Source organism: Nostoc sp. LEGE 12454 (assembly GCF_056620565.1).
Genome location: NZ_JBWQXL010000043.1, coordinates 1 through 15107, shown reverse-complemented (window position 1 = coordinate 15107; position 15107 = coordinate 1). Strand labels below are relative to the sequence as shown.

The 15107-nt window shown below is 42.1% G+C and carries 13 protein-coding genes; 10 read left to right on the top strand and 3 right to left on the bottom strand.

Annotated elements, in window-relative coordinates; translation table 11 throughout:
• The first annotated feature begins 310 nt into the window (after positions 1–310).
• From kdpA to AC1F2U_RS27990, 8 genes are all read left to right on the top strand, one after another.
• Positions 311–2056, top strand: a complete 1746-nt coding sequence (gene kdpA, locus AC1F2U_RS28025; protein WP_480264110.1) for a potassium-transporting ATPase subunit KdpA — start codon at positions 311–313, stop codon at positions 2054–2056.
• A gap of 314 nt (positions 2057–2370) precedes the next feature.
• Complete coding sequence (kdpB, locus tag AC1F2U_RS28020) at positions 2371–4512, top strand: potassium-transporting ATPase subunit KdpB (RefSeq protein ID WP_480264109.1); 2142 nt, start codon at positions 2371–2373, stop codon at positions 4510–4512.
• Positions 4513–4518: 6 nt separating this feature from the next.
• Positions 4519–4788: a potassium-transporting ATPase subunit F gene (locus AC1F2U_RS28015; RefSeq protein ID WP_292718156.1), complete on the top strand. Its 270-nt coding sequence runs from the start codon at positions 4519–4521 to the stop codon at positions 4786–4788.
• The gene (gene kdpC / locus AC1F2U_RS28010; protein WP_480264108.1) at positions 4788–5426 is read left to right on the top strand and encodes a K(+)-transporting ATPase subunit C; all 639 of its coding nucleotides are present in this window, start codon (positions 4788–4790) and stop codon (positions 5424–5426) included. The genes AC1F2U_RS28015 and kdpC overlap by 1 nt, the downstream gene beginning before the upstream one ends.
• A gap of 427 nt (positions 5427–5853) precedes the next feature.
• Positions 5854–6219 carry a TrkA C-terminal domain-containing protein gene (locus AC1F2U_RS28005; RefSeq protein ID WP_480264107.1) on the top strand — a complete coding sequence of 122 codons (366 nt, stop codon included), beginning with the start codon at positions 5854–5856 and terminating at the stop codon, positions 6217–6219.
• A 129-nt stretch (positions 6220–6348) separates the two neighbouring features.
• On the top strand, positions 6349–6747 hold the full coding sequence (locus AC1F2U_RS28000; RefSeq protein WP_480264106.1) for a hypothetical protein: 399 nt from the start codon (positions 6349–6351) through the stop codon (positions 6745–6747).
• A 123-nt stretch (positions 6748–6870) separates the two neighbouring features.
• Positions 6871–8331 carry a hypothetical protein gene (locus AC1F2U_RS27995; RefSeq protein WP_480264105.1) on the top strand — a complete coding sequence of 487 codons (1461 nt, stop codon included), beginning with the start codon at positions 6871–6873 and terminating at the stop codon, positions 8329–8331.
• Positions 8332–8513: 182 nt separating this feature from the next.
• A complete protein-coding gene (locus AC1F2U_RS27990; protein WP_480264104.1) occupies positions 8514–10295 on the top strand; it encodes an iron uptake porin in 1782 nt (593 codons plus the stop codon).
• Between the two features lie 172 nt (positions 10296–10467).
• On the opposite strand, the gene AC1F2U_RS27985 is transcribed toward AC1F2U_RS27990, so the two are convergent.
• Positions 10468–11445: a 2-hydroxyacid dehydrogenase gene (locus AC1F2U_RS27985; RefSeq protein WP_480264103.1), complete on the bottom strand. Its 978-nt coding sequence runs from the start codon at positions 11443–11445 to the stop codon at positions 10468–10470.
• A 115-nt stretch (positions 11446–11560) separates the two neighbouring features.
• Here AC1F2U_RS27985 and AC1F2U_RS27980 point away from each other — a divergent pair, with 115 nt between their 5' ends.
• Together AC1F2U_RS27980 and AC1F2U_RS27975 are read left to right on the top strand one after the other, a co-directional pair.
• Complete coding sequence (locus tag AC1F2U_RS27980) at positions 11561–11791, top strand: hypothetical protein (protein ID WP_480264102.1); 231 nt, start codon at positions 11561–11563, stop codon at positions 11789–11791.
• A gap of 242 nt (positions 11792–12033) precedes the next feature.
• Positions 12034–12186, top strand: coding sequence for a hypothetical protein (locus AC1F2U_RS27975; RefSeq protein ID WP_480264101.1), 153 nt, complete (start codon positions 12034–12036; stop codon positions 12184–12186).
• A 24-nt stretch (positions 12187–12210) separates the two neighbouring features.
• Here AC1F2U_RS27975 and ppsA read toward each other — a convergent pair whose 3' ends face one another.
• Together ppsA and AC1F2U_RS27965 are read right to left on the bottom strand one after the other, a co-directional pair.
• The gene (gene ppsA / locus AC1F2U_RS27970) at positions 12211–14571 is read right to left on the bottom strand and encodes a phosphoenolpyruvate synthase (protein WP_480264100.1); all 2361 of its coding nucleotides are present in this window, start codon (positions 14569–14571) and stop codon (positions 12211–12213) included.
• Positions 14572–14600: 29 nt separating this feature from the next.
• Positions 14601–14990, bottom strand: a complete 390-nt coding sequence (locus AC1F2U_RS27965; protein ID WP_480264138.1) for a GNAT family N-acetyltransferase — start codon at positions 14988–14990, stop codon at positions 14601–14603.
• Between the last annotated feature and the right edge of the window lie 117 nt (positions 14991–15107).

Below are 15107 nucleotides of genomic sequence, written 5' to 3'. Positions count from 1 at the left end.
AAGACTCAGCTAGTTTTAGTGTCAAATAGCTATTTGTTTAGTATTTAGCCGTCCTTCTATATTTGCAGATATATATCGAGATAAACACTCTTATAGATAGAAACATATATTTCTTATATAGCCTAGTTTAAATATCAATTTATACCTTGTGTTCTTTCAAAAAAAGCTCCATGATTGATTGAGAAAGCCCATAACTATAGGTTGGTTAGTTAATAAGTATGCCAATATACTTCATAAATATTTCCGATTCATAACCAGAAAATATCTGATATTTATCTCAAATTTACTTAGGTTGGAGTTTGATTAACTCATGCTAGAAGGATGGATTCAAATTATATTAACGCTACTAATTGTAGTAGCAATTACTCCTGTTTTTGGGCGCTATATGGCGCGCGTATACCTAGAGCAAAGTACTTTTCTCGATCCGATTTTGAATCCCGTTGAGCGAGTGCTTTATTCTTTGGTTGGCGTTAAAACCAAAGAAAATATGACTGGCTGGCAGTATGGGCGGGCAATCTTATACAGTAACGTCGCAATGGGGTTACTGATTTTCTTCATCATCATTAATCAAGGATGGTTGCCATTAAATCCAACCAAGATAAATGCCCCAACTTGGGATACAGTACTGCATACGACTATTTCTTTTATTACTAACACCAACCAACAGCACTATTCTGGTGAAACCTACATGAGCTATGGTAGCCAAATGTGGGGGCTTGGTTATCACATGTTTACTTCCGCTGCTACTGGTTTAGCGGTGGGGATTGCCTTTATTCGGGGATTGACGGGTAGATCATTAGGCAACTTTTATGTAGATTTAATTCGCTCAATTACGCGAATTTTACTGCCTATTTGTCTTGTCGGTGGCATTGTCTTAATGGCAGCTGGCGTTCCTGAAACACTGGGGGGTGCGGTTGTATTCCCCACTTTGGAAGATGCGAATATCAGTCAGGCGATCGCTCGTGGGCCTGTTGCCCATTTTGAAATTATCAAACAATTAGGAGAAAACGGCGGCGGCTTTTTCGCCATCAACTCAGCACACCCCTTTGAAAATCCCAACGGATTTACTAACTTAATTCAAATCGTGGCGATGATTTCAATCCCCACGTCCCTGATTTACGCCTACGGTTTATTTGCTAATAACACCAAGCAAGCCTGGTTAGTATATGGCATGGTTAGTGTGCTTTTCATCGTATTTGTCGTTATCAATGCCATTGGGGAATATAACGGCAACCCGACTGTGAATGCACTTCTAGGAAGTTCGCAACCGAACCTTGAGGGTAAAGAAGTGCGGTTTGGTTGGGCACAATCTGCCTTGTTCGCAACAGTTACGACGGGCACGATGACCGGTGCTGTCAACAGTTTACACGACTCCTTCATGCCCAACGGCGGTTTCATTACTCTTTCCAATATGTTCCTACAAATTATCTGGGGTGGACAGGGTACAGGAACCGCTTACTTGTTTACTTACTTGATCCTGGCAGTATTTGCCACAGGATTAATGGTGGGACGCACACCAGAATTTTTGGGACGCAAGATTGAGAAACGTGAAGTCGTGCTTGCTAGTTTCTTGCTTTTGCTGGTTCACCCGATCGCAATTATGATTCCCGCAGGTATCGCCCTAGCGTTTCCCGATCAACTATCAGGAATTAGTAATCCCGGTTTCCACGGCTTTGCTCAAGTTATCTATGAATATGCGTCCGCTGCTGCTAACAACGGTTCTGGCTTTGAAGGTTTGGGAGATTCACAACCGTCTCCTTTGGCGATCGCTACAGGTACAGCACCAACTGTAACTGCTTTGTGGTGGAACTTGAGTACCTGTTTCAGTTTACTGGCTGGACGCTATGTTCCAATCATCGGTTTGCTGTTTTTAGCAGATAGTATGTCCCGCAAGCAAGCTGTTCCTTATACGACTGGTACATTGCGAACTGATACCGGACTATTTATAGGCGTTACCGCAGGCGTGATTTTAATCTTAGGCGCACTTACATTTTTCCCAGTACTTGCATTGGGGCCCATTGGTGAAGCTTTCTTTATTGCCAAAGGTATTGGCTAGGGATTGGGGATGAGGAGACAAGGGGACAAGGGGAATTAGAGACTGATTGATCACTTCAGAACTCCGTTTATCGATCTCAGAACTCCGTTTATCGATCTCAGAACTCCGTTTATCGATCTCAGAACTCCGTTTATCGATCTCAGAACTCCGTTTATCGATCTCGGAACTCCGTTTATCGATCTCGGAACTCCGTTTATCGATCTCGGAACTCCGTTTATCGATCTCGGAACTCCGTTTATCGATCTCGGAACTCCGTTTATCGATCTCGGCACTCCGTTCATTAACCTCAAAGACTCATGCTCAAAATTTAATGTATGCCAATTACTACTGATTCTCCCTCTTCCCGTATTCCATCTGGAACTCGTGACTCGCGCAAGCACACCCCCAAAACAGATATGCGGGGACTTTACCAAAGAGCAATTCGTGAGTCATTTATTAAGCTCGATCCGCGAATTACTGTCAGAAACCCAGTGATGTTTGTTGTTTGGGTAGGGACAATTGTCACCTTGCTTGTTACCTTAAACCCAAATCTGTTTGGCACAATCCAGGCAGATGTTAACCAACAACGCGTTTTAAACGGGTTGATTACCTTTATTCTCTTTTTCACCCTCGTTTTTGCCAACTTTGCCGAAGCTGTGGCTGAAGGACGCGGTAAAGCACAAGCTGATTCACTGCGATCGACGCGATCGGATACTGTTGCCAACAAAATCCTCCCTGATGGTTCGATAGTAAAAGTCAATTCTACGGAACTGCGACGGGGCGATTTGGTCAAGGTGGTTGCAAATAATATGATTCCCGCCGATGGGGATGTAATTAAAGGCATTGGCTCAGTGGATGAGTCGGCGATTACTGGAGAATCTGCCCCTGTACTGAAGCAACCAGGTACAGATATTGCCAGTTCGGTGACAGGCGGTACACGCTTACTCTCAGATGAGTTGACAATTCGCATTAGTGCCGATCCTGGTCAAGGCTTTATCGATCGCATGATTGCCTTGGTAGAAGGAGCAGAACGCAGCAAAACTCCCAATGAGATTGCTTTGACGGTATTGTTGGCAGTGTTAACGCAAGTGTTCTTGATTGTGGTAGCGACAATGCCCCCATTTGTCGGCTACATCGCCAGCTTTATCAGCACAGCCTTTGGGGCTGAGGCGGGAAACAGTTTGCGGGCGGGTGCTAGCGTTGCTATTCTCATCTCGCTATTGGTAGCTTTAATTCCTACAACTATCGGTGGTTTGCTCAGTGCGATCGGGATCGCCGGGATGGATAGAGTTGCTCAATTTAATGTCATTGCTACTTCTGGTCGAGCAGTAGAAGCTTGCGGTGACATCAACACCTTGGTGCTGGATAAGACAGGCACGATCACCTTGGGGAATCGGATGGCTGACGAGTTTATTCCCTTGGATAATCACTCAATAATAGATGTGGCGCGAGTCTCCCTAGCTGCTAGCTTGTTTGATGAAACGCCAGAGGGCAAATCGATTGTGATTTTGGCAGAAAAGTCCCAGGCTGGGGTAGACTTTAACATTGATAAAGCCGAAGGTGTAGAATTTTCCGCCAAAACCCGGATGAGTGGCACGAATTTACCCGATGGCAAACAAATTCGCAAAGGTGCAGTGGATGCGATTAAGGGATTTGTCCGTTCCCGTGGCGGTAACGTTCCTGATGATATAGATGCAGCTTATGAGCGAGTTTCCCGTTTGGGCGGTACACCCTTGGCTGTTTGCCAAGATGACAAAATTTATGGTGTTATCTACCTCAAAGATATTGTCAAACCTGGTTTGCGGGAACGGTTTGACCAACTCCGGCGCATGGGTGTTCGCACCATCATGCTCACAGGTGACAATCGAATTACCGCTTCGGTGATTGCCGAGGAAGCTGGGGTGGATGATTTCATTGCCGAAGCGACTCCAGAAGACAAAATTGAAGTGATTCGCTCGGAACAATCTCAGGGTAAACTGGTGGCAATGACTGGAGATGGTACGAACGATGCACCTGCTTTGGCTCAAGCAAATGTGGGTGTGGCGATGAATTCGGGGACGCAAGCTGCCAAAGAAGCTGCTAACATGGTGGACTTAGACTCAGATCCCACGAAGCTAATTGACTTAGTAACCATCGGTAAACAGTTGCTAATTACTCGTGGGGCGTTGACAACATTCTCCATCGCTAACGATATTGCCAAGTATTTTGCGATCATTCCGACAATCTTTGCTGCTGCTGGAATCGGCGCACTTAATATTATGGGATTAAAGAGTGCCCAATCTGCGATCGTCTCGGCGCTGATTTACAATGCCTTAATTATTCCGGCACTAATTCCGCTAGCACTCAGAGGGGTGAAATTTTTACCTTTAACAGCAGATCAACTGCTACGTCGTAACATCTTGATCTTTGGTCTTGGCGGTATCGTTGCTCCCTTCATTGCCATCAAACTGATAGATATTATCCTACCTTTGTCTTAATTTACTATGAAACCTATTCAGATCCGCCGCGCGATTGCTACATCCCAAGTATTAGAAGAAATAACTGAAATCTGGTGTCAATGGCGTAGACAAAAGCTACCACTGTATTTATTCTTGGCGATGTGTTTCAACCTAGTGGTTGCACCTATGGTCTATGCAGCTACTGGTGAAGAACTTTCCCGCAGTCAATCTTGGGGATTGGGATTGTTAGGACTGACGACACTAGGGCTTTCTATCTATTTATTTTTTGTAATGTTTGTACCGGAGAAATTCTAATGAGTTTTGCACGCGAAGCTGGTAGAGCCGTTCGGTCTACCTTAGTACTCTGGGTTATTGGAGCGATTATTTATCCTTTTGCGATGATTGCCATTGGGCAGATTGTGTTTCCGTTTCAAGCAAACGGTAGTCTCCTGAAAAATGCTACAGGTCAAGTTGTCGGTTCTGCTTTGATTGGTCAACCTTTTACTAGCGATCGCTATTTTAACAGCCGTCCCAGCACTACGAGCTACAGCACAGCCGATCCCAAAAAAGATGATGCGGGAGTTTTGCAAACTGGGGTTTCCGGTGCTAGTAACTTGGCTCCCAGTAATCCCGCATTAATGGAACGCATCAAAGGTAAAGATGACCCAGACCCCAGCAAAAAAGTTGAAGGTGACTTCAATCGTCTGAAAAAAGCAGGTGTGCAGCCGACTGGCGATTTAGTTTATACCTCTGGTTCCAGCCTTGACCCGCATATTACCCCGGAAGCTGCGATCGCGCAAGTTGCACGAGTAGCCAAGGCGCGAGGAGTTCAACCGAACCAACTCGAAACTTTAATTTCTCAAAACACCGATGGTCGCTTTCTCGGCATCTTTGGCGAGCCTGGAGTTAATGTGTTGAAGCTGAATTTAGCTCTAGATAAGATTAAAGGATAAAACTTTAGGGAGTGCTGCTGATTCTTGCTATAGCAATCCTAAATGAGTCGTGAAAAATATAGATAAGGAAACGAACCGCCAAGAACGCCAAGGACGCAAAGGGAAGAAAAAAGAAAGAGATATATAATTTTCACAAATGATTTAGGACTGCTATATGCCTCCTATTCGAAATAGTTATCTATAGTAATCCTTAATGATTACTTAAAATCTAAATGTTTGATTCTCGGCTTAATTTAATAAGTCGAGAATCTGCTTTTTAGTAGGTATATATAAAACCTATATCTCTAAACATATACTTGCCTAGCTAATTAATAAACACATCCTTTATTTACTTAATACATTTTATATATCTTCAAAATATATCTCTGCAACAGCAGATTTTTCTCGTAAAGTATTGGACAATACTATTAGAGTTAAAAAACATTTTGTGTTGAAAAATAAAAAAGCTTTAGAGCCAAGACTATTTGGTGTTTTTATCGAAGATAATAGCGTTTACTGTGGCATTCATTTAAGTGATATTAAGTTGCCAAATCAATGCATTTTTCTAGGAGTTTTAAGAGAGACTCAAGTCATTTCAGTAACAGATAATCCTAGTATTTTCGCCGGAGATTACATTTTAGTAATAGCAACCCATCCCATGATGGTTCCCGCTCTCAAAGTTACTCTTAAAAAAATCCATTCTGTTTACTATTCCCTGAATAGTTGCTTATTGGAAGCTCGACTAACAGACAGTCAATCTGTTAATTCCGATTACTCAGATTTATCAAGTACTTTCAATTCCACATATTATTAAACAGATGAACATTTCCCGAATAAAGGCAGAAGGCAGTTCTAGTTTGCGACAAGAGTAAGAAGATATATTTTTGCCTCCTGCCTCCTTAACTTTACTAAATCTGAGTTCGACTAACTAAAGGTTATTAATATGCATACTTCGGAGCTTTTCCGACTTTATGTATCCGCCCAAAAAAGTGTTCATCAGTCCACCCTGATTGAAGCTAATTTGTCTAAGACAACACATAGTAACAGCAAACCACATGACGGAGACATTCCCTTTTTAGCAGTGTTTTTGGCTCACATTTCCTTCATGTTTGTTTGGGCAATTGTTGTTTTTCTCGTTTCATCTGTTTGCAAGGCACTAGAAGATCCCCCAGAAAATGCGGCACAAGATAAAGACGAAATAGTAAGCATCAAACACTTAGAGCAACATACCTGTAAAAAATGCCAATTTTTTAACAATAACTATTTCCTAAAGTGTGCAGTACATCCTACTACTGCTCTCACAAAAGAAGCACTCAATTGTTCTGACTACAGCCCTAAATAGGTGAGTTTCTCACTATATATAATTCTAATGTAGCTGTAATCAGAGCGATGCCGTGTTAACCTGAGAACCTTTAAACAAAGTTTGAAGCTTGAAAACTTCATTTGAAAAACCCAAACAAGTTTTATGAAAAAAAAAGAAACAGTATTTGTTATTCCGACTCATCGACTCCGAGATGTAGCACAGACCATCGAAAAGTATGATGAGAATTTCTGGGCAAATGGTCATGCTTTAAAAATTATCGTTTTTGATGATTCCAGCATTGCCAACCATGAGAAATATTATCCACTTTTAGAGCAGACTAAGACAGTCAATGATGTGTTTTATGTTGGTCCCCAGCAAAAAGAGCAATTTATTACATTTTTAAACGAAAGACTGCGCGATCGCAAGCTAGAATCACTAGTCAAAAACTTATTCCGACCTAGTTATGGCGGAAATCGCAACTTCACGCTGATGTATACCCTTGGACATTTAATGGTTAGTGCAGATGACGATATGCGCCCAGATGCATTAATTGAAACTAGCCCAGAATCTTTATCAGGTGATGAAATATGTCGAGGAAAATTAATCAAGTCTAGCCAACAAGGTGGCTACGTCCATAAATCTTTTGACTTACTCACGGCTTTTGGTGATGTTCTAGGTCAAAAAGCCAGTCATGTACCAGAAAACTTCGAGGCTGGAGAATTAGTTCTTGATACAGCAATGGATTTAGAAACCAATACAACTAAAGGTTACTTTCGAGAAAATAGCCTTTTATTACAACAGGGGAGAGTATTGAATAATGCGATCGTTAAGATTGCCCAAACTTTCCGCACAGGAACTAATGATATTGATACCCTTGATTTTATTCACATGTATCTCAATGATGAGAACCAAATTAGTCCCAATGACCTGAATGATTTTTATATTCTTACCAATTTTCGACCCGTTATTACTAACAAAAACTGGAGAATGGATTGTGGAGTTGCTGGATATGACAATCAGCTAGGTTTACCACCCTTTTTTCCAACTCGGCTCAGATTTGAGGATTATATCTACAGGATTTGGATACAGCAAGAAGGGATTGCATCTGCACATGTTGATGCTGTTCAAAACCATATTAGAAATAACTATATGCGTAATCCTCTAGCTAGCGAACTATTTAATGAAGAAATATGTAGCTTGCTGAAAAAGAAGATTAAAAACAGTGTTTATCATCTTGACGATTTGGGAATCAAGTTTGATTACTCAGGCGAAGTCACTTTACAAGATTCTGAGGAAATCCTGGAAAAAATCTCTGCTATCCACAGGCAGGTAGTCAAAGCCTCAATCTCTACCCAAAATGAAGAACGCAAGCAGTCACTTCAATTATTTGCTGAAAATTTATCGAGAGTTTTTTATGGATTTGAACCAGACTTTTTTCAGCAAAATGTTTCCAGAATTATCGATGATGTTATTAGCCAATTTCATGGCTCTCTAGAAATATGGCCAAGTCTAGTAGAAATATGTTATTTTTACAAAGATAAAAAAGATTTACCGCAAATCAGGGTTAAAAACAAGAAGCTAAAGTCCATAAATAGCAGAAAATCGACCGAAATTACTTTATAAACTCAAACTTGTGGCAAATAAGCCATCTGCAAAACGTGAAGATTCCCGATCTGTAAAAATTTTCTTAGATATATAGCCTAAGTAACAGCAATCTGATAAGATTCCCAACAAGTAGAATAATCACTTATTCTCTTTTTCTTGAACCAACTGATTTTGGTTATTTTTTGGGAAAGGAAAATAAAATGTCTCATCTATTGTGGAAAACTCTGGTACTAAGTCCAGTAGTTTTGGGAGTGACGGTGTTGGTTTCCGCTAAGGCTATAGCTGCTGCCGAAGTAGCAAGTTCTTCTGAAGATACAAAGTCAAAAGCTGCTCAGACAGAAGCACCAATAGCTGCTAATGCTTCATCAATATTCATTCAAACAGAACAACCAAAAGTTAATCAGCAATTGGTTGCCCAAAAGGCTGATGAAAATAAGGTTTTAGAAGAGGTTAATCGCTACAGCAACGAAGGCAAGAACCAGAATTCACTGTCTCAAGTCACATCAGTTTCTCAATTTTCTGATGTACAGCCAACTGATTGGGCTTTCCAAGCTTTGCAATCCCTAGTTGAGCGCTACGGTTGTATTGCTGGATACCCAAATTCTACTTACCGTGGCAATCGGGCACTGACTCGTTATGAGTTTGCCGCTGGTTTGAATGCTTGTTTAGATCGAGTTAATGAACTGATTGCCACAGCAACTGCTGACTTGGTGACAAAACAGGATTTAGCGACTCTCCAGCGTTTGCAAGAGGAATTCTCGGCAGAACTGGCAACTCTACGCGGTCGAGTAGATTCTCTAGAAGCAAGGACTGCTGAACTTGAAGCTAATCAGTTTTCCACTACCACAAAATTGGTGGGTGAAGCTATTTTTGCCGTCACTGATATTTTTGGCAATAACACTGGCGATGCAAATAATACTGTCTTCCAAGATAGGGTACGTTTAGACTTGCAAACCAGCTTTACGGGTAAAGACGTTTTACACACCCGTCTTGCAGCCGGTAATGCACTAGCCTTTAATCAGGTGGATAATGCTGGTCTTCCTATTACTACTGCTGAAGGTACACAAACTTTTCAACTCGGCAGCACTAGTAACAACAGTGTCATTATTGACTGGCTGGCGTATTACGTACCCATAGGCCCAGCCCAAGTCTACTTTGCGGGCACCGGAGGTATTCATAGCGATTATGTTGCCACTAATAACCCTTACTTTGAGGATTTTGATGGCGGTAATGGTGCTTTGTCTACCTTTGCTTCTGAAAGTCCGATTTATCGCATTGGTGGTGGTGCAGGTGCAGCACTGACTTTACCCTTTGGTAGTAGTGGCAGTTTTTTCAAACCTTCATTGACTATAGGCTACTTGGCGTCAAATGCTAATGATCCTGGGGCAAATCAAGGTTTGTTAGAGGGTAACTATGCGGCTCTCGGACAGTTGAACTTTAGTGTTGGCGATCGCTTATCTATAGGTGCTACCTACGTTCACGGTTATAATGGTGCTGGAAGTATCGGTTTATTTGATGGAGGTAGTGGTTTGCCTGGCACTATCCGCGTCGTAGGTACTAATCAAGCTAACACCCTCCTAAACGCATCTTCCAGTAATTCCTATGGTGTGTCCGCAGCTTTCAGACCCAGTGACAAACTGTCAATTAGTGGCTTCATTTCTTACCACGATGTCACAGGCGTTGGTGCTGATGATGATTATGAAGCTTGGAGCTACGGTCTTGGGGTAGCCTTACCTGACTTCGGTAAAAAGGGTAACGTTTTAGGGATTTTTGCTGGTGCAGAACCTTATGCCCGTAACCGAGGCGGAGTTTTTGCTGGTACTGGTAATGATATACCTTATCACTTTGAAGGCTTTTACAAGTATCGCTTGTCAGATAACATTTCAATCACCCCTGGTGTAATCTGGTTGACCTCTCCTGGTCAAAACAGCAATAACGATGATGCAATTATCGGTACGCTGAGAACAACTTTCACTTTCTAAAGGTTTACAGCAATTTGCTTTAGGGACGCATAGTTATGCGTCCCTTTTGAATTTCGCCTTGCGGTACTGGGGATCTTTTTCAAAGCCAATTACCGATCGCAACGATTGCTGCCAATATGCAGGACGATCGTACATGATATTGAGGGCGTTTATAATTCACATTAGGCGTGAATTATGAATTATAAATTTCAGGGTTGACACAATTAGCCAAGCGATCGCCCCTCAATCCCGCGATTAAATTAGCGATCGCCATTGTTGCCATTTTTGAGCGCGTTTGACGGCTGGCACTGCCAATATGCGGTGCAATAATTAGATTTTCTAAGGTCAACAACAGGCTATCGCTGGGAATCGGTTCTGGTTCGGTGACATCTACAGCTGCCGCAGCGATTTGACCGCTTGCAAGGGCACGATACAGAGAATCTGGATCTACAATCGTTCCCCGCGCCGTGTTAATCAAAATAGCCGATCGCTTCATTAATTCAAATTGGCGATCGCTAATCAGATGGTAAGTATCATCAGCCGATGGTGTATGCAGTGTCACGAAATCCGACTCTTGCAGTAAGTGTTCTAACGTAGTAAACTCCACACCTAGAGATTGTTCTAATTCTGGGCTGCATCGTTGCCTACTCGTATACAAAATCCGCATTTCAAACCCTTTAGCACGACGAGCGATCGCTTGACCAATCCGACCAAAACCAACAATTCCCAAGGTTGCACCCGTAACATTTGGCCCCAATAACAAATCTGGTTCCCAAGTCTGCCACAAACCTGCACGAGTAAATCGGTCTGCCTCCACTACTCGCCGTGCAGCTGCCATTAGTAATGCCCAGGCAAAATCTGCGGTAGCATCGGTTAACACCCTAGGAGTATTACCGACGGGAATTTTTCGTGCCGTAGCTGCGTCAATATCAATGTTATCGTAACCCACAGCCATTTGACTGATGACTTTGAGTTTCCCAGACTCGATGAGTTGCCGATCGATTTGGTCAGTCAGCAGACATAGCAATCCATCTATTTCCTTAACTTTTTCTAGTAAAATTTCGTATGGAGGGGGTTGACGTTCTGGCCAAACTTCGACAATGGCGAGCGATCGCAGTTGCTCTAATTCGATGGATAGGCGACGAGTGACGAAGACTTTAGCTTGAAGCATAGTTTTAAAATAATTTTTGGAAAAAGAGACGCTTCTTGCATCGGTTTTTCCTTAAAATATCATGGCGTAAATTCAAAACCTGATAAAGTTGGTTTTTATTCTGTGAAAATGACCCGTGATGTTCCAATCAAGCAGTAGAGAGTCTACAGACAATCATCACAAGCCGTTGGAATTCAAAAGCTTGTCAAAATGTTCTGCCAGAAACTTACTTGGTGAAGTAGACCTTCTGAGGATTGCTGCAAGCTTGAAACAGGATCAAAAGCAAAAAGGAAAACTGGGCCAATTTTTGACCCCTGCTCCAGTAGCAGAATTAATGGTTGGGATGTTTGGCAAATTCGATAAATAAACTATTATTAAAAATAAGCGATCGCTAGCTTATAAGCAGGGCAAACGCATCTAAATTACTCTTAATTACAACGAAGGTTAAGAACCAACGAAAAAATCTTTCCTTTCGCGTTTGATTATTTTTTAAGCCCCAAAGTGATGCCTGCGGCGGGTGACGCCAACGCCTAAAACTTTCGCAATAAGTAAGAGTTAATGACATGATTTTAGAGTCTATTGAGAATATGCTTTGCTTATTGACATGATGTGGCCGCCCTGGGTGCAATAGGAGTTTCTCGTATCAATAAAATTCGCTCGGAAGCACAGCAGGGTGAACGTCGTTTACTTGAGTCAGGTGGTCTATCTATTGGCTTAGAATCCTTGGATGTTAGTAACAATCAAGCTATGCTCAATATTTAAAATCCAATGAAAGTAATTTTCGATTTAATATAGGATTTCTACATACCCTTGTGTTCCATTCACGCGGATTCTCTGCCCGTCATCGATCAGCTTGGTAGCATTCTCCACTCCGACAACTGCTGGTAAGCCATATTCACGTGCGATAACTGCTCCATGCGTCATCAGTCCACCAACTTCGGTGACTAGGCCTTTTATGGATACAAACAATGGTGTCCAGCTAGGGTCAGTAAAGGAGGTGACTAATATATCTCCATCTTCTAGATCGGCATCTTCCATGTTTAAGATGACGCGTGCTCGTCCCTCTATAACTCCGGAAGAAACAGGTAGACCTACAATAGCTTCGGCAGGGAGATTTTCTCGTTTGTACTGACCTGCAATGATTTCGCCATCAGATGTGATAACACGTGGGGGAGTTAGTTTTTTATAAAATTTGTAATCGTCTTTTCGTTTGCTGATAATCTGGTAATCCAGTTTATTTGTGCGTATGACTTCGCTAAGTTCTTCAAAAGTGAGATAGTATATATCTTCTTTTTCATGAATAACGTCCGCTTGTACGAGTTGTTCGGCTTCTTTGAGTAAAGCCTGCTTATAAACGAAGTAGCGATTAACTATGCCGTATTTTGGATATTCACGATAACCGATGAAATTCCGGATTAGGTGGATCATTCGTTTTGTTTCATTGGCTTTTTGTTCACCATCTGGTAATTGCTTCAATCGATCTAATAACTCTTGTTCTTTTTTCAAAGCTGACTGTCGCCCTTGCTCAAATTTCCGATTGCTGGCATTAGGCTCAAAGTTTTTGATCTTACTGAGAATCATAGGGACAAGTGTAGTTGGTTTTTCACTCCAACGAGTTTTAGTAATATCGATTTCTCCGGCACATCGCATTCCGTATTTGTTGAGATAAGCATACATAGCGTCTTGAGTTTCCTTTCCACCATTAAACTTGACCAGTTCATCCAAAAAGCTATCATCTTTTACATGTTGTAAATAATCAATTACTTCAGGATAAGGACGAATCACATCTGCGACATCCAATAGTTCCAGACCCATAGACGAAGTAATATTGTTGGGTACAGATTGAGAAAGCGTATCAGCTACGTTTTTTTCATCTAACCACTCCTTCATTTTTTCATTGATCCATGATGAAGCATTCATAGCAGTCATAATCACACCAAAACTTTGTGGATTAAATAGAATCTTCTTTAATTGCTGGATATCTTCCAGAATAAAATCAATTAGATCCGATCCTGATTTTGTTTGGATGTTATGTTTTAAATCGTCTATTGATACTTGATTACTCTTAATCAGATTGGGAACGATTGTTGGATCGTATTCGATTTGTGTTTGAAAATCCGCAGGCGACATACCTTTATTGCTTTTACCGGAACTCAGTTCTTTTTGATCATTTGGTAACGATTTTATAAAATCTCCTCGCTCTATGATGGTCATAAGTGCGTCTTTTATGAGCGGATCGGATTTTCCCAAAACATCTACTATAAATTCTCTTCTAACAGGTGAAGCCAGATCGGGTGTGATATCAACAAACAACCTTCCACCAGCTTTATACATGGGTCGAGCAGCTGTTAACTGGAATAAAGACAGTCCCAATGGTTTGATGGGGTCAGTCATCATTTGTTGATGACCGACAGATACATAGACATGATTTTCCCGATCGTTCGCTTCAGGGATCGGGTATAAAGTAGTGATTGGCCGACTCTGGACAATATAAAATGTATCATCAACCAAACACCATTCGATGTCCTGGGGGCGGCCGAAATGTTCTTCGATCTTTCTGCCTATGCGCTCAAGCTGTAAAATCTGCTCATCCGTCAGCGCTTGCCTGTTCTGTCTCTGTTGCTCAATCTCCTGTTCTTTCGTACCGCCATCTTTTAAAGCGTAAATAGCCAGTTTCTTGGTGGATATCTTCTTATCGATAACCTTGCCGTTACACACTTTATAGATATCAGCATTCACAATGCCTTTGACCATAGCCTCACCAAGTCCGAAACTGGCATCAATGGATAACACCTTCCTATTAGAAGTGACGGCATCGGCAGTAAACAAAATTCCTGCCACCTGTGGAAAGACCATCTTCTGAACAACCACAGACAGGTGGACTTTACGGTGGTCGAAGCCGTTTTGAAGGCGGTAAATGACTGCCCTCTCGGTAAATAGCGATGCCCAGCACTTGCTGATATGCTGATAGATTGCCTCCTTTCCAATAATGTTTAAATACGTATCCTGCTGGCCTGCAAAAGAGGCTGTCGGTAAATCCTCAGCAGTTGCGCTGGATCGTACTGCATAGGCATTTTTTTCATCAAGCCTGGAGAGGAAGCTGGCGATCGCACCGCATATACAACTGCCGATAAGTAGTGTTTTCATCCAACTATCTCCTTCAATTTACGGGTATATCAGTTGTTCTTTGAATTCAGAAGCACACAATGCATGATGACTCTCTCAGATATTGGCAATCCGGCTTTCAACTCTTCGCGTCTAACCTGCTGAAACCCAGTCGTCAGTGAAGCTTCATCAACAGGGTGAAACCCTAGTTTTGAATAGAAAGGAGCATTCCAGGGAATATCTCGAAAGGTTGATAATGATACGATGCGATACCCCTGCTGTTTTGCCCAAGTACAAACTGTACCCACCAATGCAGATCCAATCCCTCTTCGTCCATATTGGGGAGCAACGTCTATTTGTTGGAGGTAGAGTGTGCCATCCACTTCACGAGCGATCGCATACCCAACGACTGCCTCATGCCTATCCACAGCAACCCAGACTTGTCCTGCTTCCCTAGCTATCTAATTGGTGTTGTTTGCAGGTAAACTGAAAAACACCTACCAGCAGACATTCCTCCGTGATAGTAAAGTTACCTAGCCACCGCCCACAAAGACATTTCCCGGATGCCAAACGAATAA